At 56.8% G+C, this 20,733-nt stretch carries 18 protein-coding genes; 10 read left to right on the top strand and 8 right to left on the bottom strand.

Annotated features, from left to right (window positions below; translation table 11 throughout):
* Position 1: 1 nt before the first annotated feature.
* The 3 genes from rsxB to NOM06_RS16600 form a co-directional block, all read right to left on the bottom strand.
* Positions 2-580, bottom strand: coding sequence for an electron transport complex subunit RsxB (gene rsxB, locus NOM06_RS16610; RefSeq protein ID WP_005350799.1), 579 nt, complete (start codon positions 578-580; stop codon positions 2-4).
* Positions 581-582: 2 nt separating this feature from the next.
* Positions 583-1,164: an electron transport complex subunit RsxA gene (gene rsxA, locus NOM06_RS16605; protein ID WP_005337600.1), complete on the bottom strand. Its 582-nt coding sequence runs from the start codon at positions 1,162-1,164 to the stop codon at positions 583-585.
* Positions 1,165-1,345: 181 nt separating this feature from the next.
* Positions 1,346-4,489, bottom strand: a complete 3,144-nt coding sequence (locus tag NOM06_RS16600; protein WP_255912413.1) for a DUF3427 domain-containing protein — start codon at positions 4,487-4,489, stop codon at positions 1,346-1,348.
* Between the two features lie 154 nt (positions 4,490-4,643).
* Here NOM06_RS16600 and NOM06_RS16595 point away from each other — a divergent pair, with 154 nt between their 5' ends.
* Together NOM06_RS16595 and NOM06_RS16590 are read left to right on the top strand one after the other, a co-directional pair.
* A complete protein-coding gene (locus tag NOM06_RS16595; RefSeq protein ID WP_110302933.1) occupies positions 4,644-5,111 on the top strand; it encodes a hypothetical protein in 468 nt (155 codons plus the stop codon).
* 163 nt (positions 5,112-5,274) lie between these two features.
* Complete coding sequence (locus NOM06_RS16590) at positions 5,275-5,643, top strand: VOC family protein (RefSeq protein ID WP_199416085.1); 369 nt, start codon at positions 5,275-5,277, stop codon at positions 5,641-5,643.
* Positions 5,644-6,086: 443 nt separating this feature from the next.
* Here the strand turns inward: NOM06_RS16590 and NOM06_RS16585 are convergent, their stop codons facing one another.
* A complete protein-coding gene (locus NOM06_RS16585; protein WP_255912410.1) occupies positions 6,087-6,476 on the bottom strand; it encodes a DUF6404 family protein in 390 nt (129 codons plus the stop codon).
* Positions 6,477-6,671: 195 nt separating this feature from the next.
* Here NOM06_RS16585 and NOM06_RS16580 point away from each other — a divergent pair, with 195 nt between their 5' ends.
* The gene (locus NOM06_RS16580; protein ID WP_107682356.1) at positions 6,672-7,574 is read left to right on the top strand and encodes a LysR substrate-binding domain-containing protein; all 903 of its coding nucleotides are present in this window, start codon (positions 6,672-6,674) and stop codon (positions 7,572-7,574) included.
* 171 nt (positions 7,575-7,745) lie between these two features.
* On the opposite strand, the gene NOM06_RS16575 is transcribed toward NOM06_RS16580, so the two are convergent.
* The 4 genes from NOM06_RS16575 to NOM06_RS16560 all read right to left on the bottom strand — a co-directional run bounded on the left by NOM06_RS16575 (position 7,746) and on the right by NOM06_RS16560 (position 12,781).
* Positions 7,746-7,979 (bottom strand): hypothetical protein, encoded by a 234-nt coding sequence (locus tag NOM06_RS16575; RefSeq protein ID WP_113738681.1) that lies wholly within the window; start codon positions 7,977-7,979, stop codon positions 7,746-7,748.
* 193 nt (positions 7,980-8,172) lie between these two features.
* Entirely contained in the window at positions 8,173-10,149 is a 1,977-nt protein-coding gene (locus NOM06_RS16570) for a methyl-accepting chemotaxis protein (protein ID WP_255912407.1), read from the bottom strand.
* A 226-nt stretch (positions 10,150-10,375) separates the two neighbouring features.
* Positions 10,376-11,878, bottom strand: coding sequence for a glycerol kinase GlpK (gene glpK / locus NOM06_RS16565; RefSeq protein WP_157160496.1), 1,503 nt, complete (start codon positions 11,876-11,878; stop codon positions 10,376-10,378).
* A 54-nt stretch (positions 11,879-11,932) separates the two neighbouring features.
* Positions 11,933-12,781 (bottom strand): MIP/aquaporin family protein, encoded by an 849-nt coding sequence (locus NOM06_RS16560; RefSeq protein ID WP_005350866.1) that lies wholly within the window; start codon positions 12,779-12,781, stop codon positions 11,933-11,935.
* 489 nt (positions 12,782-13,270) lie between these two features.
* Between NOM06_RS16560 and glpT the strand changes: the two genes are divergently transcribed.
* The 7 genes from glpT (at position 13,271) to hdfR (ending at position 20,733) form a co-directional block, all read left to right on the top strand.
* The gene (glpT, locus tag NOM06_RS16555) at positions 13,271-14,629 is read left to right on the top strand and encodes a glycerol-3-phosphate transporter (protein WP_005337540.1); all 1,359 of its coding nucleotides are present in this window, start codon (positions 13,271-13,273) and stop codon (positions 14,627-14,629) included.
* A gap of 102 nt (positions 14,630-14,731) precedes the next feature.
* Positions 14,732-15,490: a DeoR/GlpR family transcriptional regulator gene (locus NOM06_RS16550; RefSeq protein ID WP_005347045.1), complete on the top strand. Its 759-nt coding sequence runs from the start codon at positions 14,732-14,734 to the stop codon at positions 15,488-15,490.
* Positions 15,491-15,807: 317 nt separating this feature from the next.
* On the top strand, positions 15,808-17,295 hold the full coding sequence (glpD, locus tag NOM06_RS16545) for a glycerol-3-phosphate dehydrogenase (RefSeq protein ID WP_255912405.1): 1,488 nt from the start codon (positions 15,808-15,810) through the stop codon (positions 17,293-17,295).
* A gap of 106 nt (positions 17,296-17,401) precedes the next feature.
* A complete protein-coding gene (glpQ, locus tag NOM06_RS16540) occupies positions 17,402-18,490 on the top strand; it encodes a glycerophosphodiester phosphodiesterase (protein ID WP_255912402.1) in 1,089 nt (362 codons plus the stop codon).
* A gap of 218 nt (positions 18,491-18,708) precedes the next feature.
* The gene (gene eco, locus NOM06_RS16535; protein ID WP_005337529.1) at positions 18,709-19,191 is read left to right on the top strand and encodes a serine protease inhibitor ecotin; all 483 of its coding nucleotides are present in this window, start codon (positions 18,709-18,711) and stop codon (positions 19,189-19,191) included.
* 298 nt (positions 19,192-19,489) lie between these two features.
* Positions 19,490-19,861, top strand: coding sequence for a DUF413 domain-containing protein (locus NOM06_RS16530; protein WP_005350885.1), 372 nt, complete (start codon positions 19,490-19,492; stop codon positions 19,859-19,861).
* Positions 19,861-20,733 carry an HTH-type transcriptional regulator HdfR gene (gene hdfR, locus NOM06_RS16525; RefSeq protein ID WP_255912400.1) on the top strand — a complete coding sequence of 291 codons (873 nt, stop codon included), beginning with the start codon at positions 19,861-19,863 and terminating at the stop codon, positions 20,731-20,733. The genes NOM06_RS16530 and hdfR overlap by 1 nt, the downstream gene beginning before the upstream one ends.

The raw sequence follows: 20,733 nt of genomic DNA, 5'->3' as shown, positions 1-20,733 counted from the left end.
TTTATTCCACTATCTTGACCGGAATCTTGCCCGGAACATGCACGTTATTGAGATCCCACTTCCAGTTATCGACCGTGGTGGGCACCGGGATCATCTCGATGCAGTCGGTCGGGCAGGGATCGACACAGAGATCGCAACCGGTGCACTCGTTGGCAATCACGGTATGCATCGCCTTGGTGGCGCCGACGATGGCGTCCACCGGGCAGGCCTGAATGCACTTGGTGCAGCCGATGCACTGATCTTCGTGGATAAAGGCGACCTTCTTGACCGGCACTGCGGCCTCGTCACTGCCCCCCAGTGGCTGGGGCTCGACCCCCATCAGATCGGCAATCTTGCGCATGGTGGCCTCGCCACCGGGTACGCACTTGTTGATCTGATCGCCGTTGGCGAGCGCCTCGGCGTAGGGTTTGCAGCCGGGATAGCCGCACTGGCCACACTGGGTCTGGGGCAGCAGGGCATCGAGCTGGTCGACGATGGGATCTGCTTCCACATGAAACTTGACGGCGGCAAAGCCCAGGATAATCCCGAACGCCAGCGCCAGCAGGGTGAGCACCAGAATGGCAAAGAGAATATGGATCATGGTTATATCTTGATAAGGCCGGTAAAGCCCATAAAGGCCAGCGACATCAGACCGGCGGTGATCATGGCAATCGACACCCCGCGAAACGGGGCGGGCACATCGGCGGCGACCAGACGCTCGCGCATGGCGGCAAACAGGATCAACACCAGCGAGAAGCCGGTGGCGGCGCCAAAGCCGTAGATCACGCTCTGGATAAAGTCGTGTCGCTCATTGATGCTGAGCAGCGCCACCCCGAGCACCGCGCAGTTGGTGGTGATGAGGGGCAGGAAGATCCCCAGCAGGCGATAGAGGGTCGGGCTGCTCTTGCGCACCACCATCTCGGTAAACTGCACCACCACGGCGATCACCAGAATAAAGGCGAGGGTGCGCAGATAGGCGATATCCAGCGGCAGCAGGATATAGTGCTCCACCAGATAGGAGCTGGCACTGGCGAGGGTCATCACGAAGGTGGTCGCCAGCCCCATGCCGATGGCGGTTTCCAGCTTGCCGGAGACCCCCATAAAGGGGCAGAGGCCGAGGAATTTCACCAGCACGAAGTTGTTAACCAGCACGGTGCCGATCAATAAAAGCAGGTACTCAGTCATCAATTACCGTCACTGAAAGTCGGGTTATCGGGGTTTGAAGGCGGGCGGTATTATCTGACGTTAGGGCCAGTTAAACAACCGCAAGGCCGCATGGTTATTATGCAACTGGATAATTTAGCCGGGGTTTTGGGCAAGAATCCGGTGGGTTTTGCGCCATATCCCCACCGGGTGAGAAGCCTTACTAACCAACAGCCAGTTTGGCGGCTTCTTTCCACATAAATGGCGGCATCGGAGTAGTGAGATGCCATTTAATGTTCATCGGTTGGCTGCCAGTGTGGGATACGTACTCCACCTCACCAAAGTTCACAAAGCCAAGGGTACGGCCAAATTCATCTTTGCTCTGCTCGCGGACGAACAGAAACAAGCGCTTACCTTCTGCTCTGTGGTTTATGTAACTCAGCCCCTTACCCCGTTCTGGGCGAGCGCTGTTTTGGCTCTGCCAATGAAACAGCGACTCGTTGATGGCGTAGTCGTGATAACGGGTAGTGGGGGAGAAGTGCTGTTCCGTTTTGTTCAAGGTCACGAACAGCAACTCGATATTTTGCTCTGCGATGACATAGACTCCTTCGCGAGCCGTGGGTTGCTGCGCGAAGGTGGTCGCGCCAAAGCCAACCAGCACCTGCTCTCTGGCATAGCGAGCATGCAGTTGCAGCGGATTACCTGGAAGGTTTGGCATGGTGCTTTGTTCGTGCAGCACCCGGTTGATCAGCATGGGTAACAGATCTGCCAGCTCGGCCCTTAACTCTGGTTGATTGAGCTGTTTCAGGCTGTGCGCCAAGGAGCTAAAGCCTGCGTTGGGGCCGCTCTGTTGCCAGAAGTCGTAGTGGCACATCAAGGCCATGCGTGCATCGTGCTCGGCCGTTAAGGTAAAGGCGCTTTCCACCAAGGTTTGTAAGAAGTTCAAGTAATGGAGTGCATCGCAGCCCAATAGCCGGGTTTTGATGGCCTGGGTGTAGAGGGTCGACAGCTTCTCATCGCTCATTTCAGAAATGGTATGGTTGCGGGCCTGTTTGACCAAGTTGCTCCAATTGCCGCGCTTGTAGATCTCCTCAAGGCTGATGTGAGGGTAGAACTTCAAAAAGTTCGCCAGCGTCAGCGGTAAATCACAATCCAGTGAGAAACGGCGGATCAGGCCCATGAGGCGCGAGGTATTGAGGGTCGCCTTCTTGATATTGCTCAGAATTAACTCTTGGGTCTGTTTTGAGAGTTCGATGCGGCAACCCAATGGGGCATGGGGAAAGCCTTGTTTGATTTCGTGGCTGATCGCCTTATTGGTTTTACCCACCAGAGCCCGGAATTTCTGGGCAAAGTCATACTCCGCGCGAGCATTGCCAACAAAATCCAACACGGTACAACACTCTTTATCGCTCGCCAGCCGCAGGCCCCGCCCTAATTGCTGCAAGAAAATAGTGAGGCTTTCCGTTGGTCGTAAAAACAGCAAGGTATCGACTTCTGGGATATCAACACCTTCGTTGAAAATGTCCACCACGCAGAGAATATTGATAACGCCGGTACGCAAATTCTGTTGTTTGCTATGGCGCTCGTCTCGGTTATCGCTGGTGAGGATGTCAGCCTTGATGCCCTTCAATAAAAATGCCTTGCACATAAAATCGGCATGTTCGCGGCTCACACAAAATGCCAGCGCTTTGATCTTGGTAATATCGGTGACGATTTCATTGAGGCTCTGGACTATCTTCTGTACCCGTTGCTGATTGTGGGTATAGATATTGGTGAGCTCAGTGATGTCATAACGGCCATTTTTCCAAGTCACTTGGCGCAAGTCAGTATCATCATCGATACCAAAATATTGAAACGGACAGAGATGGCGACGATTGATGGCCTCTGGTAAACGGATCTCCGCTGCGATGACACCACAAAAGTCAGCGAGAATATCACCGCCATCATGGCGCTCTGGCGTTGCGGTTAATCCCAACAGAATGTGAGGTTCAAAGGCAGCGAGCAGACCACGATAACTGGCCGCTGCAATATGGTGAACCTCATCGATGACGATGTAATCGAAATAGTCTGGGCTAAGACGTAAATTAGCCAGCTGGTTATTCAAGGATTGTACCGAGGCAAATAGCTGACGGTAGTGAGTAGGCACGGCACCGCCGACCAAGAGTTCGCCAAAATTGGATTGCTTGAGCACACCGCGGTATGAGGCCAATGCTTGGCGCAAGATCTCCTCTTTGTGAGCGACAAACAGAAACTTGGCATCGGGTTTGGTTTTCAGAAAACGCGCGAAATCAAAGGCGGAGATCAGGGTTTTCCCTGTACCGGTGGCCGCAACCACCAAGTTACGGAAGCGCTGGTGTAAAGCGCGCTCCATCGCTAATTGTTCAAGGATCTCCTGTTGATGGGGAAACGGCGCGATATCAAAGAAATAGGCCGGGTTATTTTTGTCCCCATCCCCACGGGCCTCTTGCAAGGCATGTTGTAATTTCTTGCGGCTTTCGAGCTTGCCATCGAACAGCTCAAAATCATCGGATTCCCAATAGGTTTCAAAGGTACTCAGGGATTTCTCGATAATATGTGGGATCTCTTGCGAGGTGATTTTTAGGTTCCACTCCAAGCCACTGGTGAGGGCAGAATGAGAGAGGTTGGATGAACCTATATAGCCGGTATGAAAGCCGGTATTTCGGCAAAAGAGATAACTCTTGGCATGCAACCGCTCACGCTGGGTGTTATAGCTGAGTTTGACTTCGGTATTTGGGAGGCTGGCTAAAAATTCAACTGCCTTGGCGTCGGTCGCCCCCATATAAGAGGTAGTAATTACTTTTAATTGGCGGCCGCTGCGAGTGAACTCTTCCAGCTCATGACGGAAAATCCGGATACCTGCCCATTTGATAAATGAGACCAGCCAGCAGATGCTATCTGCCGATAATATTTCCCGTTTAATCTCCGACTCCATCGACAAACCCGCATTGCTGCCACAAAACAGTTCGCTCTGAGTGAGACCTGTCAGAGGGAAAATATCCTCGGCATATTGTTTTAAATTGGCGGAGATGGGGTTATCCAACTGGTAGAGTGCTGTCAGAATTTTTCCCTGACTATCGATGAGGTTCTCGCTAATAAAGTCTGGGTCTTGGGTGCGATCCTTTAGCCAAAGCAATAACTGGTTAGCCAGCTCGATCTGCCGTTGCAGCTGATCCTCTCCAGTTACCGAGCCCACCGCATATTCCAAAACCCGGCTCAGAAATCTGGATAACCAAACTGCCGCTTCGGCAGGTTCAAGCTGGCGTTCCCCTACGTAAAAGTGCTCGCGGTCGAGTCGAGATGTCAGCAGTTGAGTAATGAGCTGTTCATAAATACCGCATTGTTGCATCGCACTTTAGCCTTGAACGTTGTACATGTGGGTGGCGAGAAGAGTATCATTTTTTCCAACCAAATCAGTAAGCTGTTGTCGCCTGTTACTCGTTTGAAAATCGCCCCGGTTTTCGGTAATAAAGCCCGGCAGTGAGAACCACAGGGAGGTGGTGATGGATCCGGTTTCCTATCTTTTTTCGGCTTATCTCAATCTGGTACAGCAGCAGGTTGCGGATATCTATGGCACCGAGGCCAAGACGCTGGTGGTGCAGTATGAGGGGGAGTCGGTCCCGTTCTCTTTTCAGCTGTGGCAGATCCAGCAGCCGAGCGTTTGTCGTTCCTACGAGCAGGATGTTCGGCGTTTTAGCCAGTGCACGGTCAAGGCGTCCGCCCTGTTTCACAAGCTGTGCGATGACTTGACCCGGCAGGATGACAGCAGCTGGCAACTGCCCAAATTTCGCACCATGTACTGCTCGGCGGCCATCAGTTATCGGCCCCTTATCGCCGAAATCGGGGATGCCAAACAGAGTCCTGCCAAGCTGGCGGAGCGTGCCTGCAATCAGGCGATTCTGGCTGCGATGGACAGTGACGATGAAGCCCTGCTGGCCCAGCGTGACAAAGCGTGCGCTGCGGTGCAGTAACGCGAATTTATCTGACCAGAACATTTGCGCTCGCTTTGCGCGCCACGGCACACATGGGCTTCCCCTTGCCGGGTATGATGGGGTAGCCCGCCGTGGCGGCAACAGTCGGATGTTTGCGGGTATATGCCGGTCACATCAGCCAGATCACCACCAGGAGGTAACCATGATCAGCCATATCGACCATCTGGTATTGACGGTCAGTGATATCGAACGGGCCGTGGAATTTTACAGTTCGGTGCTCAATATGGAGGCCATCACCTTCGGTGCGGGGCGCCGGGCGGTAGGGTTTGGCAACCAGAAGATCAATCTGCAACTGCTGGGGCAGGAGCCGCGCAACCGGGCGCAGGTGGGGTCGGGGGATGTCTGCCTTATCACCCGCTGGCCGCTGGAGCAGGTGATGGCCCAGCTTGCCTGCCACGGGGTGGAGATTGTCGAGGGGCCGGTGACCAAAAGCGGTGCCTGCGGGCCGATAGAATCTATCTATTTCCTCGATCCAGACCAGAACCTGATTGAGGTCAGCCGTTATCCCTGAGTCCACCAAGCCATCAGTCCCATCGCCATCAGCAACAGAAAGGGGCCGTCAATTGACGGCCCCTTTCTCGTATCGCCATCGGCCCAGCGCCAGCGTCGCTTGGCTGATGCGATAGAGACCCCTAGGCTGCGTTCGCAAAATGCTGGTTTTCTGTCTACCAATAGTTTCTATAGGTAATGAATGCAGAAAGTCAGCTGGATAAATGCAGCAACACTTCCCGCCAGCTTTTCATACCTCATCGCTTATGCGGTGAGGTAGAAATAAGGGGGGCGATGAGTCCTCATGGTGTATTGGTCAATTGATAGCGATAGGACACTGTGCTGGCGTTAATTCTTTGATAATATTTAATTTTTTAAGTTGATATTTTAATTACACTAGGGGCACAGCCTAGTCGCCGCAAGATCCCGCGCAGAAAACTCCACATAGTTCATTTTTCATGGATGTTAATGCCGTTTTTCTCCCTCATCATCAGCATCGCTGGGCTCAGCAAGTTCTTCCCACGGGGTCAGTTTAAGCTGCTTGCGCCGTAGCCAGAGCCAAGATGCCATGATCAGGCCGCAGAATCCCGCAAACAGGGCTGTTTGGCGCAGGGCAAATAGCGGATCTATCCCCATGGGGTGCCAACTGAAAAACCACATCGCCATGCCCCATACCAGACCAATGCCTACCCCGAATACCAGAACGTTGGTTAGCCAACCTTCATAGTGAGGCGGTTTGACGGGATAACCGAACCTGCGCAGCAGTCTGCACAGCGGTGGATTGTAGTTGGCATGCCATACCCCTTTGTTAGCCAGCTCCTGATGGGCGGCGGCCAGCCGCTCTTCAAATGTCATGGTATTCATCCTTGTGAAATAAGTGGTGCCATACGGTGCTTTTCAGGCTGCATTGTACTGACAAATCGCGGGCATGATGTGGGCTCGCGGTCACGTTCTTTCTCTGTAGAAAAAAAGAACTGGCCTCACCGCACGCTTGCCAATCCACAGCGGCTGCGCCTATAAAGGCCCATTACTCTTGTCCGGATAACAGCAATGAAGACCCATTCTGATGAACTGACCCTGTTTGTGGCGGTGGTGGAGGCGGGCAGTTTTCGCCAGGCGGCGGAGAACCTCGGTATGGACAACTCGGTGGTGAGCCGTGGCATCAAGCGGCTGGAGGAGAAGCTTTCCACCGTTTTGCTCAATCGCACCACCCGCCGGGTTAGTCTGACCGAGGAGGGGAGCTGGTTCTATCAGCGGGCGGTGAAGATCCTGACCGAGATGAGCGAGGCGGAGGGGCATCTGCTGATGCGCCGGGAACAACCCGAAGGGGTGTTGAGAGTCGATGCGGCCACCCCCTTTATCCTGCACCGGCTGGTGCCGATCATCGGCGAGTTTCGCCGCCGCTACCCTGCCATCGAGCTGCAACTGCACAGCTCGGAGGGCTTTATCAATCTGATGGAGCGGCGGGTGGACATGGCCATCCGCATCGGCGAGCTGACCGACTCCTCCCTGCGTGCGCTGCCGCTGGGCCGTTCGCGGTTGCGGCTGCTGGCCTCTCCTGCTTACTTGAGCGAGCGCGGCACCCCGCGCCAACCGACGGATCTGCTGAGCGGTCACGAGCTGCTTGGATTTTTGCATCCCGATCACCTCAACCACTGGCCGCTGCTCAGTGCCGAGCAGGGGGATCGCTTTGCCATCACCCCTAGTCTGCGTGCCAGCAGCGGCGAAACTTTGCGTCAGCTGGCGCTGGCGGGACAGGGGATTGTCTGTCTGTCGGATTTCATGACCGGGCCGGATCGGGAGAGCGGCGCGCTGGTGGAGGTGCTGGCCCGCAGCAACAGTGGCGCCTCGCGCCCCATCAATGCGGTCTTCTACTCCGATGCCCAGCGGGATATCCGACTGCGGGTCTGGCTCGACTTTCTTAAAGAGCAGCTTGGCAGCCATACCCTGTAGTGCAGGTTGGTTTGTACGGTTTGTTTGAACGGTTCGTCGCTGCGGTTTGCTTGGCGAAGAACAAGCCGCGCCTTCGTTGCGGCCAATCAGCATTAGCCTGGTGGCAGATAAACAGACGGCCGACTTGAGGGTCGGCCGCCGGTTCGGGAAGGTGTGTGAGCTGAAGCGCAGTTAGCGGGGCAGTTTGCCCCATACCCGGCTGAGCAGGGCGCCGCCGATCACCGGTGGAATGGCCAGCAGCAGGGTCCACTGCCAGGAGAGGCCGCCGATGGTGGCGGCCAGTACGATGCAGGTGAGCACCACCAGTTGGGCCACCATCATCAGGAAGGTGCCTTCGCGGGGGGTCAGGGTCTCTTTTTGAGTGGCGACGTGGGCTACGGGCGCTTGATTGGTGGTCGGTTTCATGGCGATATCCCTCTGTTGAGTCTGATATCACTAAGCAATGGCCGTTCCACATTTTTTCATGTTAATTATCAATGGCTTGCGAGTTTTGTCGTCATTCCCGTTTCGAGAGGGCAGGCAAAATGATTTGCAAAATGAAAACGCCACCCTGCGGTGGCGTCTTGGTTATTGAGAGGGAGAGGGGGAAGCACCGGGCCTAGCCAATCCGGTATTGGCGGATCTGCTCGTCGATGGCCTTGGCCAGTTCGAACAGTTCGCGGCTGGCGGCATTGCTCTCCTGCGCGTGTTCCCGCTGGTGTTCGGCCACCATGGCCAGCTCGTCCAGCGCCGTTCTGGCTTGCCCCATCTGTTGATTCTGCGCCTGCGCCAGCGCACTGATCTCGTTGATCTCGAGGGCGGTCTGGTTGATCTGGCTGGCGGCATCAACCAGCACCTCTCTGGCCTGATTCATCCGGTTGTATCCCTCTTCGCTCAGGTTGCGGGAGTCTGCCATCGAGCTGCTGGCCTGCCGGGTTCCCTCCTGCAGGCGCAAGATAAGATCCTGCACATCCTTGGTGGCGGTCTGGGTACGCACCGCCAGCTGGCGTACCTCGTCGGCCACCACCGCAAAGCCCCGTCCCATATCCCCCGCACGGGCCGCTTCGATGGCCGCATTGAGGGCCAGCAGGTTGGTCTGGTTCGAGACATCGCGGATGAGATTCATGATCTGGGTGATGTTGTTGCTGTCTTTCACCACCTCATCGAGCAGGGCCGAGGAGCTGCTGATGCTGCTGCGCAAGGTGTCGAGTTGCGCGGCGCTCTGGGTCACATCCTGCTCGATGCTGAGCATATGGTTGGCGATGCGTTGGGTCACGTCGTTGACCCCTTCAGAGCGGCTGGCGATCTGCTCGGCGTTGTCACCGATGGTGGTGACCACAGTGGTCAGCTCCTGAATGCTCTGGGCCTGCTGGCACGCTTCTCCTGCCAGTGCCTGGGCCTGTTGCATGGATTGGGACGACTGGGCGGAGAGGGCGCTGCCTGACTGCTGGAAGCGGGAGAAGCTCTGGTTCAAGCTTTGGATCAGCCGATTGAAGCTTTGAGCCATCAAACCCAGCTCCGACTCGTCCGAGAAGTCGAGCCGGGTCGCCAGATCCCGATCGGCAGTGATGTGGTGCATACCATCGGCAGCCTGACGAATAGGGCGACTGATGGAGTGAGCCAGCCAGGCGGAGGCCAGCATGGCGATCCCGCCGATGGCGAGCGACACCATGATGATGAGCTGGCGGGATTCCTGCAGTCCCTCTTCCAACTCGGCGCTGTTGATCTCGCCAATCAGCAGCCGGTTGAGGGTGGGGATGTAACGCACCGCGATGAGGTAGGTTTGCCCCTCCAGTGTTAGCGCCTCTACGGCCACCTGTTCCCGGGCATTGGGAATAAGCCGCTTGACGGTATCGAGGAAGGATTGCTGGTGGTGGGCGGCGCCTTCCACCTCCTGCTCGGGGTGGATCTCGATATTGCCCTCCATATCCGCCAGATAGACCTGACCGCTCTTGCCGATCCGGTAGCCGCTGATGAGTTTGCTCAGGGCGCTCATATCGATGGAGGTGCCAGCCACCGCTAGGGTCTTGCCCTCGTGGGTGACGGCGGTGTTGATATAGAGGGAGGCGCGCTTGTCAAAATCGGAGATGTCGAGGTTCAGCTCATAGGGTTTGCTGCGTTTGAGAAAGCCGAAAAACCACTCATCTTTCGGGTCTGATTCGCTCAGCGATTTCTGGGCGGTGGGGCCGCCGCTGAAGTTGATCAGGGTGTTGCTCTGGCGGGGTGCGATAAAGACGTTGCCGCCGATACGCCGTTGCAGATCCTGAAAGTAGCGCTCCATGGCGGGCCACTCTTGCTCTGGCATGCCAGTGGTCAGCCAGTCGATGACAAAACGGTTGCTGGCCAGCGCCTGCGCCTCGGTCAGGTGCTGGATAAGCTGCGCTGTCAGCTGGTTGGCAATGCGATCCACGCTGCTTGGCAGCTCGTAGCGTTCGACCCGCTGCTGGGCCTGACTGTGGGATATCTGCTCGAGGATCAAGGTGATGCAGCTGATAGCGATGGCCATCAGTATCGCCACGCCAGCGAGGATCCGGGTGCGGATCCCGAGCCCTGACCAGAGTGAGTGCAGTGTAAAACGGTGTATCGCCCTCTCCATATCGCTCTCCTCATAAATAAGGTCGCATATGCGACCCAGATGATGATTATAGATAGAGAACTCAATTGCGTTGTGGCGGATGGTGACAACAGAGGGCGGCAGAAAAACAGGAGGGAACAATGAGCGGGGAAGGGGGCAGAAAGCGGCAAGGGAAAGCATAAAAAGAGAGGCCGACATTGCGGTCGGCCTCTCTGGTGTTTATCTCAACGGAATGTCGGGTGCCCGATCAATCCTCTTCAGCCCAACGGCGTGAACGCTCAACCGCTTTTTGCCAGCCGCTGTAACGTTTGGCGCGATCGTCTCTGTCCATCTGCGGGATGAACTCGCGGTCCACGCTGAACTTGTCTTCCAGCTCGTCCGAGCTCTTCCAGAAGCCGACTGCCAGACCAGCCAGGAAGGCGGCGCCCATGGCGGTGGTCTCGATGCGGGTCGGACGCACCACAGGGGTGTGCATCATGTCAGCCTGGAACTGCATCAGGAAGTCGTTGGCCACGGCGCCGCCGTCTACCTTGAGGGCAGCCAGCTTGATGCCGGAGTCTTGCTGCATGGCATCCAGCACATCGCGGCTCTGATAGGCGATGGATTCCAGCGCGGCACGGATGATGTGGTTGCGGTTGGCGCCACGGGTCAGGCCGACCATGGTGCCGCGAGCATAGGGATCCCAGTAGGGCGCGCCTAGGCCGACGAAGGCCGGTACCAGATAGACGCCGTTGGTGTCACCCACCTTGGAGGCGAAGTAGTCGGTATCGCGGGCATCGTGAATGATCTTCAGCTCGTCACGCAGCCACTGGATGGTGGCGCCGCCCATAAACACCGCACCTTCCAGCGCGTAGTTCACTTCCCCTTTCGGGCCGATGGCAACGGTAGTCAGCAGGCCGTTGCTGGAGCGAACCGGCTCGGTGCCGGTGTTCATCAGCATGAAGCAGCCGGTGCCGTAGGTGTTCTTGGCCATCCCTTTTTCAAAGCAGAGCTGGCCGAACAGGGCAGACTGCTGGTCACCGGCGATACCGGCGATGGGGATGCGGGAGCCGCCACCACGGGTGGTGTAGCCGTACACTTCGGAAGAGGGTTTCACTTCCGGCAGCATGGACATGGGGATGCCCAGCTCGTCCAGCATCTTCTGATCCCACTTCAGCTCGCGGATGTTGTAGAGCATGGTACGGGAGGCGTTGGTCGGGTCGGTGACGTGCACTTCGCCATTGGTCATCTTCCAGACCAGCCAGGTGTCGATGGTGCCGAACAGCAGCTCGCCGTTCATCGCCTTCTCGCGGGCACCTTCCACGTTGTCGAGGATCCACTTCACCTTGGTACCGGAGAAGTAGGCATCCAGCACCAGGCCGGTGTTCTCGCGAACATACTCTTCCAGACCGCGTGCTTTCAGCTCTTCGCAGATGGCGGCGGTGCGGCGGCACTGCCAGACGATGGCGTTGTAGATGGGCTTGCCGGTGGCCTTTTCCCATACCACTGTGGTTTCACGCTGGTTGGTGATACCGATGGCGGCGATCTCTTCGCTGCGAAGGCCGGTCTTGGCCAGCACTTCGGTAAAGACGGAGGATTGGGTCGCCCAGATCTCCATCGGGTCGTGCTCTACCCAGCCCGCTTTCGGGTAGTGCTGGGTGAATTCGCGCTGGGAGGTACCGACAATATTGGCATCCTGATCAAACACGATGGCGCGGGAAGAGGTGGTTCCCTGGTCCAGAGCGACGACATATTTCTTTTCAGCAGACATGATGTTCTCCACGTTTCTATTTTCCACGTTTTTATACGTTGGAGGGGGCCGCTCTTATGCGGCAGCCTCTTCTTTGGCGGTTTGGGTCGCTTGCTCGGTGGTGACGACACGGTTGCCCGGGACGCAGGGAGCCAGCACTTTGACATACAGAGCGGTACCAATCTGGGCGCCAACGATGGGGCCAAGGATCGGAACCCAGAAGTAGGGGTTGTCACGACCACCGGTCAGGGCAACATCACCCCAGCCAGCAAAGAACGCGAACAGTTTCGGACCAAAGTCACGGGCCGGGTTCATGGCAAAACCGGTTAACGGGCCAAGGGAGGCACCGATCACCGCGATCAGGATACCGATCAGCAGGGCGGCAGCGAAACCCTTGGGGGCGCCGTTGTTGTTGTCACCCAGCGCCATGATGCCCAGCATCAGGACGGCGGTGATCACCAGCTCGACGGCAAAAGCTTGCATGTTGGTCAGCAGGGCATTGGGGTAGGTGGAGAAGATCCCGGCGGTGCCGAGGCTCTCGACACTGCCGCGCACCACGTTATGGGTCACTTCCCATTGGGTGAAAAGGTTACCATAAAGGAAGTAGACAAGGGCGGCGAAGCAGAAGGCACCGGCCATCTGGGCGATGATGTAGGGCACCACCTTGCGCTTGTCGAAACCGCAGAAGGTCATCAGCGCCAGGGTGACGGCCGGGTTCAGGTGGGCACCTGAAATACCGCCTGTCACATAGATGGCGATGGCCACGCCCAGACCCCAGGTAATGGAAATTTCCCACTGCCCGAAGTTGGCGCCTGCCAGCACCAGTGCCGCCACACATCCGACACCGAAAAATATCAGCAGGCCGGTTCCGATAAACTCGGCGATGCACTCGCCAAGCAGGGTATTGGGTCTTTGTATGCTCATACTTTTATTCCTTATATCCACCCGTAGAGGTTTGATGTTCCGTTCTATCTTTTTGTGTCTATCCGTTGCTGCCGAAAACGTTTCCTTGTTGTTTTTGCGTCTTGCGCAAACGATATGCTCGTTTGCGCTCGTTATCGGTCGTGACAGAAAATAACCCTTCCCGCTAATTTCACCATCCCCCCTCCATAGGAAATGTGGACAAGATCCCACTCATTGCTAAGAAAATGTGACGTAAAGCATCTTGATAACAGCCACTTACCACTTATGGGGTAGCTTGCAACCCTTGCCACACAAGGGCTGGCGCTTGCTGAGCAATTTCTCATTTGGAGCTTTTATTTGTAATAAAACTGCAATATTTGAGCATGCATCACAGATTAAATGAGCGCATATGAGCACAATTGGCTCGCTTGCGAATCGGTGGACTCACATGATTCGTCGGAATGGTCAGGGCATCCTCAACCGCCCATAACAACAATAAGGAAGCAGAACATGCTTAGTCTCTTCAGGCCTGCGGCGCACATCGACAGGCTCCCGGCTGACAAGGTCGACCCCTTCTACAAACGCATGCGTTGGCAGGTGTTTTTCGGGATCTTCTTCGGTTACGCCGGCTACTATCTGGTACGGAAAAACTTCAGTCTGGCGATGCCCTATCTGATCGAGCAGGGCTTCTCCCGTGGTGATCTCGGTTTCGCGCTCTCCGGGGTCTCCATCGCTTACGGTTTGTCCAAGTTCCTGATGGGGAACGTCTCTGACCGTTCCAACGCCCGTTACTTCCTCTCCGCCGGTCTGCTGCTCTCGGCTGCCATCATGTTCATGATGGGTACCATGCACTGGGCCACCTCGAGCATTGCCATCATGTTTGTGCTGTTGTTCCTGAACGGTTGGGCACAGGGCATGGGCTGGCCGCCCTGCGGTCGCACCATGGTGCACTGGTGGTCACAGAAAGAGCGCGGTGAAGTGGTTGCGGTCTGGAACGTGGCGCACAACGTGGGCGGCGGCATGATTGGCCCGCTGTTTATCCTCGGGATGGGCTGGTTCAACGACTGGCGCAGTGCCTTCTATGTGCCTGCGGCAGCGGCGGCCGCCATCGCGGTGATCGCCTTCTTCGTGATGCGTGATACCCCGCAATCGGTCGGTCTGCCTCCTATCGAGGAGTACAAGAACGACTATCCGAAGGATTACAACGAGAGCCACGAGCAGGAGTTCTCCGCCAAGGAGATCTTCGTCAAGTACGTGCTGCACAACAAACTGCTGTGGTACATCGCGATCGCCAACGCTTTCGTTTACCTCATTCGTTACGGTGTGCTGGACTGGGCGCCAACCTACCTGAAAGAGGCCAAGCACTTCACCGTCGACAACTCCTCCTGGGCTTACTTCCTCTACGAGTGGGCCGGTATTCCTGGCACCCTGCTGTGTGGCTGGATCTCTGACAAGATGTTCCAGGGCCGCCGTGCACCGGCCGGTATCCTGTTCATGGTGCTGGTGACCCTGGCTGTGCTGGTTTACTGGTTCAACCCGGCCGGCAACCCGACCATCGACATGATGGCGCTGGTGGCTATCGGCTTCCTGATCTACGGCCCTGTCATGCTGATCGGCCTCTATGCTCTTGAGCTGGCACCGAAGAAAGCTGCTGGTACTGCGGCAGGTTTCACCGGTCTGTTCGGTTATCTGGGCGGCGCCGTGGCAGCCAACGCCATGCTGGGTTATACCGTTGACCATTTCGGTTGGGATGGCGGCTTCATGGTGCTGACTGTCTCCTGCGTGCTCTCCATCATCCTGCTGGCGATGACCCTCAAGCATGAGAACATTGCCGTTGCGGCCAAGAAAGCGGCTGCCCATAAGGCATAAAACGTGATCCTCAGCTTATTGATCCCAAAGGGGATCAGGTAAACTGCCAAAAGGCCCCGCATCTGCCGGGGCCTTTTTTTGTCTCATCATCGGAGTGCAAGCGTGAAGCAAACCCAACGACATCTGGAGATCCTGGACGTCCTGACGCGGCAGGGATTTGTCTCGACCGACGATCTGGTGACCCACTTTGACGTCAGCCCCCAGACCATTCGCCGGGATCTGAACGATCTCGCCGAACAGAACAAGATCCGGCGCCATCATGGCGGTGCCTCCCTGCATTCGAGTACCGTCAATACCGCCTACAGCGCCCGTAAAGTGATGCAACTCAAGGAGAAAGAGCGCATCGCCCGCGAGGTCGCTGCCAATATTCCCGACGGCTCATCGCTCTTTATCGACATAGGGACCACCACCGAGGCGATCGCCCGCGCCCTGCTCGATCACCGTGAGCTGCGCATCGTCACCAACAACCTCAACGTGGCCAGCATTCTGACGGCCAAGGATGACTTCACCGTCATCATCGCCGGTGGCGAGATCCGCAACCGCGATGGCGGCATCGTGGGGGAGGCGACCCGCGACTTTATCGGTCAGTTTCGCATGGACTATGGCGTCATCGGGATTTCGGGGATCGACAACGACGGCTCCCTGCTCGATTTCGACTATCACGAGGTGAAGATTGCCCAGGCCATCATCGCTCACTCCCGTCAGGTGTTCCTGGCCGCCGACCACACCAAGTTCGGTCGCAATGCCATGGTCAATCTGGGCAATCTCAGCCAGATCCACGCCCTCTTTACCGATCAGGAGCCACCGGAAAAGCTGACGCGATTGATGGCGCAACACCAGATCGCCTGCCACATCTGCTGACGGCGAAACACGCCAAGGCTGTGCCGGTCGCCCGTCAGGGCGGCCTCCTTTCTCTTTCTCTCCCCCATCCCTGCACCCATCTCACCCCTTTATGGGTATTGCCAAAACTACTATTCAATCTGGTTTTTTTGGCTATTAACCCGCTGATTTCGGCCCGACGCCATTTGCTCAGCTGACCTGTTCCCTTTGCCACCTCTGGCGGGCTGTGGCGATCACACTTTCATCATAAAATGTTCGTTTGTTGTATTTTCATGTTCTAAAATGAGCGAAATCAAACATTGCTGTTATAGCAATCATAAAAATGAAAGTAGGTGAACATGAGCGAACATTATGATCTGGTCGTCGTCGGTGGCGGCATCAACGGGGTCGGCATCGCAGCCGATGCGGCAGGACGGGGTCTGAAGGTTGCCCTGTTTGAGGCGCAAGATCTCGCCTCTGCCACCTCGTCCAACTCCAGCAAGCTGATCCACGGCGGTTTGCGCTATCTCGAGCATTACGAATTCCGGCTGGTGAAAGAGGCGTTGGCGGAGCGTGAGGTGCTGCTCGGTATGGCGCCTCACATCGCCCGTCCCATGCGCTTTCGCTTGCCGCATCGTCCGCACCTGCGTCCGGCCTGGATGATCCGCGCCGGTCTGTTCCTCTATGACAATCTGGCCAAGCGCGACAAGCTAAAGGGGAGCTGTGGCGTGCGCTTCCTGCCACAAGATGGTTTGAGCGCGGGGATCAATAAGGGGTTTGAATATTCCGATGCCTGGGTCGACGATGCCCGACTGGTGGTACTCAACGCCATGATGGCTCGTGACAAGGGGGCCGATGTGCAGACCCGCACCCGCTGCATCAAGGCGGTGCGTGGTTCCAAACACTGGACGCTCACTTTGGAGCGGGAAGGGGGCGAGCAGTTCACCATCACCTGCCGTGGTCTGGTCAATGCGGCTGGCCCCTGGGTCAAGACCTTCTATGACGAGAGCCTGCACGAGAAATCCCCCCGCGGCATTCGCCTTATTAAAGGCAGCCACATGATAGTGCCGCGCATCCATGAGCGCGAAGAGGCCTATATCCTGCAAAACGAGGACAACCGTATTGTCTTCGTCATCCCTTATCAGCAGGACTACTCCCTCATCGGCACCACGGATGTGGAGCACCACGGCAGTCCGCGGGAAGCGAAGATCAGCGAGGCCGAAATTACCTACCTGTGCAAGGTGGTCAACGCCCACTTCACTCGCCAAATTGCGCCGAAAGATGTGATCTGGACTTACGCCGGGGTGCGCCCGCTCTGTGATGACGAGTCAGACTCGCCGCAAGCGGTGACCCGCGACTACACTCTCGAGCTCTCTGGCGAGTCTGACGGTGCGCCGCTCTTGTCGGTGTTTGGCGGCAAGCTCACCACCTATCGGAAGCTGGCGCAGGCCGCCTGCAACAAGCTCAAGCCCTGGTTCAGCCAGATGGGGGATGACTGGACGGCGACCAGCCGGCTGCCAGGTGGCGAGTTTGACTGCTCGGTACGCGAGCTGGCCCGCGCTTTTGCACTGGAGTTTGACTGGCTCGATGATCGCAGCGCCCTGCGCATCGCTGAGGCCTATGGCGCCCATGCCCGTCTCTGGCTGAAAGAGGATCGCGGCATTCACTTCGGTGGTGGCCTGTACGAGTCGGAAGTGCGCTATCTCATCGAGCGGGAGTGGGCCTGTTCACTGGACGATATCCTCTGGCGCCGCAGCAAGCTGGGGCTGCGCCTGAACGACTCAGAGCAGCAGATGTTGCAGATCTGGCTCGACCAATACCATCAGGCTCTGCGCAAGGCGAGCTGATGAGTGACGGTGGGCAGTGCGCTGCTGCCCACCTTTTTCCACCGTAAATGTGCAATAAACCTCTGATAGAACAATTACCTACACACAATAATAAAGAGCATCACATATGAAAAAACTCGCCGTTTCCCTCATCGCCTTAAGCCTTGGGGCATCCCTCTCATTACCCGCGTTGGCTGCCGATGACGGCAAGGTGGTGATCGCCCACCGTGGCGCTTCCGGCTACCTGCCCGAGCATACCCTGGAGTCCAAGGCACTGGCCTATGGCATGGGGGCCGACTATCTGGAGCAGGATCTGGTGATGACCAAGGATGACCAGCTGGTGGTGATGCACGATCACTTTCTCGATGGCATCACCGATGTGGCGGCGCGCTTCCCTGGCCGTGCCCGTCCGGACGGCCGTTATTATGTGGTGGATTTTACCCTGGATGAGGTGCGTTCCCTGCGTATGACCGAGCCGTTCCAGCTGGTGGATGGCAAGCAGGTGCCGGTTTATCCGGCCCGCTTCCCGCTCTGGAAGTCAGACTTCAATATCCATACCTTCCAGGAGGAGATCGAGATGATCCAGGGGCTCAACAAGAGCACCGGCAAGAACATCGGCATCTATCCGGAGATCAAAGCACCCTGGCTGTTCCGTCACGAAGGTAAGGATATTTCCAAGGCGGTGCTGAAGGTGCTCAAGGAGTACGGCTACACCGGGAAGGATGACAAGGTCTATCTGCAGTGCTTCGATGCCGATGAACTCAAGCGCATCAACAGCGAGCTGATGCCCGCCATGGGTATGGATCTGAAACTGGTGCAGCTGATGGCCGAGACCGACTGGAACGAGACCATGGTCTACGACGCCAAGGGTAAGGCGACCCCCTACAACTATGACTGGATGTTCAAGCCGGGAGCGATGAAAACCATCGCCAGCTATGCCGAAGGGATTGGCCCGTGGAAACCGATGATCGTCACCGAGCCGGGCACTTTGGGCAAACCGGTCTTCACCGGCATGGTAAAAGAAGCCCATGCAGCGGGCCTGAAAGTTCACCCCTATACCTTCCGTCAGGATGAGGGGCAGATCCCGGCCTATGCCAAGGACTTCACCGATCTGCTCAACATCTTCCTCTATCAGGCCGATGTGGACGGGGTGTTCAGCGACTTCCCCGACAAGGCGGTCGCCGTCATCAAGGCCTATGAAGGGGCGGCTAAATAACCGCCAGGCGCCATTTGAATGCAAAGCGAGGCCAATTGGCCTCGCTTTTTGTTTCAGGTTCCCGTAACGGGAGTGTGCGCCCTGTCAGAAAATAGCCAGATCACGTCATGGTGTGCCGGATCTGCATCATTTTACGCAGTTTTTACGTAGCAGATCGCTGGCATGAAATCGGCAGAGCGGTTAGTCTAGCGGCGTTGAACCAACCCCATGAGGTACAGATGAAAACCGTATTGCGTTTTAGCCTGCTGGGCGCCTTGTTGCTGGGTGGCCATGCCTTCGCCGCCGAGCCGAAAAAATTTGATATCAGCATGTTCCCAGCCGCTGACGTGAATCAGGAACGTGTGGTGATCCGCCTGCCTGAAGTCGAAAAAGAAGCCGACATGATGGTCGAGCTGCAGGTCGGCAAAAAGATGATGGTTGATTGCAACGTACCGCGTTTTGCAGGCAACCTGGAACAGCACAGCGTCAAAGGCTGGGGCTACAACTACCTGAAACTGGGCAAGGTCTCTGACCCCATCAGCACCCTGATGATGTGCCCGGATAACCAGCAGAAAGAGACCTTCGTCCAGATCTACGGTCAGGGCTTCTTCGTGAACTACAACTCAAAACTGCCGTTCGTGATCTACGTGCCGCAGGAGTATGAAGTGCGCTACCGTCTGTGGCGTGCCGACAACTTGGCCCAACCGGCCATGATTGAGTAAGCATGTTTGAACCAAAGGTTCAGCTGGTTCACCTGATGTGATAAATAAAGCGCCGTATGGCGCTTTATTTTTGCCTGCGAAGTCCCAAAAGTGACGTGCAAATTGGCTGCACGTTTACATAAGTTTATTATTTATCAACGTTTTTTGTGTGTTATGCCACAAAATCGGCGTCAGCGATGGGGCAAAGTGACTTCGATAAAAGATATTTATTAACATAGTGAGAAAATTGATTTTGCACTCGGCGATGGCCTGATGATACTTGCCCGCAAAGGTCAAACTAACCAGAAAAAAGAGCACTATGAGCTTCGAATCAGACAAGCGTTTCAACGACTTCAAACATTTTCCCCGTGGCCTGCGTCGCAGTGGTGAATTCACTGTGGCCGAAGCGGACAGTCTGGAAAAGTATGGTACCGCCATGCTGGCACTCTACCAGGGCAACCTTGCACCCCGTGACGATGTCGAGTCCGCCTTCGTCGAGCAGGTCAAATCCGGCGAAGCCGGTGCCAACCCCCATGCCAAGGTGTGGTTCAAGTACCTCAAGGTGATCGGTCCCAAGCGCGTTCATCGCCTCTGCACCGTCGTTGGCGGCGCCAGCGAAGAGAGCAGCGGTGGCGGCAGCTTTGATGTCGGTGGTGGCAGCGGCGGTGGCAGTGACGAGTCCATCGATTAATGGATACCGAGCTGCTTCGGACCTTTATCGAGGTGAGCAAGACCCGGCATTTTGGCCGGGCTGCTGAAAATCTCTACCTGACCCAGTCGGCGGTGAGTTTCCGGATCCGCCAGCTAGAGCAGCAACTGGGTGTCAGTCTGTTTGCCCGTCATCGCAACAATATCCGTCTGACCGCCTCCGGTGAGCGTCTGCTGCCCTACGCAGACGCTATCTTGCACACCCTTGGTCGTGCCAAGCAGGATGTGGCACTCTCGCCAGGATTCAGCCAGCAGTTGGCCATCGGCGCGCCCGCTGTGTTCTGGGAGCTCGATTTCAACGACTGGCTCAATCACATCTATGCGCTGGCGCCCGGTTTGGCGGTGCGGCTGGAAACAGCCTCCCGCGAGCACCTCTGCCGCCAGTTGCTGGAGCGCTCCCTCGATCTGGCCCTGCTCTCCGAGCCCACCAAGATCGACGAGATTGCCCTGCATCCCATCGGTGAGCTGGTGTTCGAGCTGGTGAGCCGGGATCCGGCCGCCAATGCCGACAACCTGATGCAGATGCCGCACATCCACCTCGACTGGGGCACCAGCTTCGAGCCGCAACCCAGCCGCTTGCAGAGCCTGCAAAAGACCCCGGTGCTGCACTCCAGCTCCGCCAGCATGGCGTTGCAGTTCGTGCTGGCCAACGGTGGGGCTGCCTACCTGCCACGGCGGATGGTCAGCCCCTTCCTCGAGAAGGGGGCGCTCCATCTGGTGGAGGGGGGTCAGCCGCTGAGCCGCCCGCTCTATCTCGCCTATCTGGAGAAATCCGATCGCCGGGAGCTGCTCGATCAGCTGTTGACCCTGCCACTGGGTTGGCACGACGCCGAGCTGCGCCTCAACGTCGAATAA

Source organism: Aeromonas sp. JL9, assembly GCF_024436075.1.
Classification (GTDB): domain Bacteria; phylum Pseudomonadota; class Gammaproteobacteria; order Enterobacterales; family Aeromonadaceae; genus Aeromonas; species Aeromonas veronii.
The sequence above is the reverse complement of the archived record's forward strand: the minus strand, read 5'-3'. Positions and strand labels throughout refer to the sequence as shown.

Coding starts and splice junctions, on each gene's coding strand:
- NOM06_RS16595 (WP_110302933.1), top strand. CDS start 4,644: ATGGATCCGGTTTCCTATCTTTTTTCGGCTTATCTCAATCTGGTACAG.
- rsxB (WP_005350799.1), bottom strand. CDS start 580: ATGATCCATATTCTCTTTGCCATTCTGGTGCTCACCCTGCTGGCGCTG.
- rsxA (WP_005337600.1), bottom strand. CDS start 1,164: ATGACTGAGTACCTGCTTTTATTGATCGGCACCGTGCTGGTTAACAAC.
- NOM06_RS16580 (WP_107682356.1), top strand. CDS start 6,672: ATGAAGACCCATTCTGATGAACTGACCCTGTTTGTGGCGGTGGTGGAG.
- NOM06_RS16570 (WP_255912407.1), bottom strand. CDS start 10,149: ATGGAGAGGGCGATACACCGTTTTACACTGCACTCACTCTGGTCAGGG.
- glpD (WP_255912405.1), top strand. CDS start 15,808: ATGAGCGAACATTATGATCTGGTCGTCGTCGGTGGCGGCATCAACGGG.
- hdfR (WP_255912400.1), top strand. CDS start 19,861: ATGGATACCGAGCTGCTTCGGACCTTTATCGAGGTGAGCAAGACCCGG.
- NOM06_RS16585 (WP_255912410.1), bottom strand. CDS start 6,476: ATGACATTTGAAGAGCGGCTGGCCGCCGCCCATCAGGAGCTGGCTAAC.
- eco (WP_005337529.1), top strand. CDS start 18,709: ATGAAAACCGTATTGCGTTTTAGCCTGCTGGGCGCCTTGTTGCTGGGT.
- NOM06_RS16530 (WP_005350885.1), top strand. CDS start 19,490: ATGAGCTTCGAATCAGACAAGCGTTTCAACGACTTCAAACATTTTCCC.
- glpT (WP_005337540.1), top strand. CDS start 13,271: ATGCTTAGTCTCTTCAGGCCTGCGGCGCACATCGACAGGCTCCCGGCT.
- NOM06_RS16590 (WP_199416085.1), top strand. CDS start 5,275: ATGATCAGCCATATCGACCATCTGGTATTGACGGTCAGTGATATCGAA.
- NOM06_RS16560 (WP_005350866.1), bottom strand. CDS start 12,781: ATGAGCATACAAAGACCCAATACCCTGCTTGGCGAGTGCATCGCCGAG.
- glpQ (WP_255912402.1), top strand. CDS start 17,402: ATGAAAAAACTCGCCGTTTCCCTCATCGCCTTAAGCCTTGGGGCATCC.
- glpK (WP_157160496.1), bottom strand. CDS start 11,878: ATGTCTGCTGAAAAGAAATATGTCGTCGCTCTGGACCAGGGAACCACC.
- NOM06_RS16600 (WP_255912413.1), bottom strand. CDS start 4,489: ATGCAACAATGCGGTATTTATGAACAGCTCATTACTCAACTGCTGACA.
- NOM06_RS16575 (WP_113738681.1), bottom strand. CDS start 7,979: ATGAAACCGACCACCAATCAAGCGCCCGTAGCCCACGTCGCCACTCAA.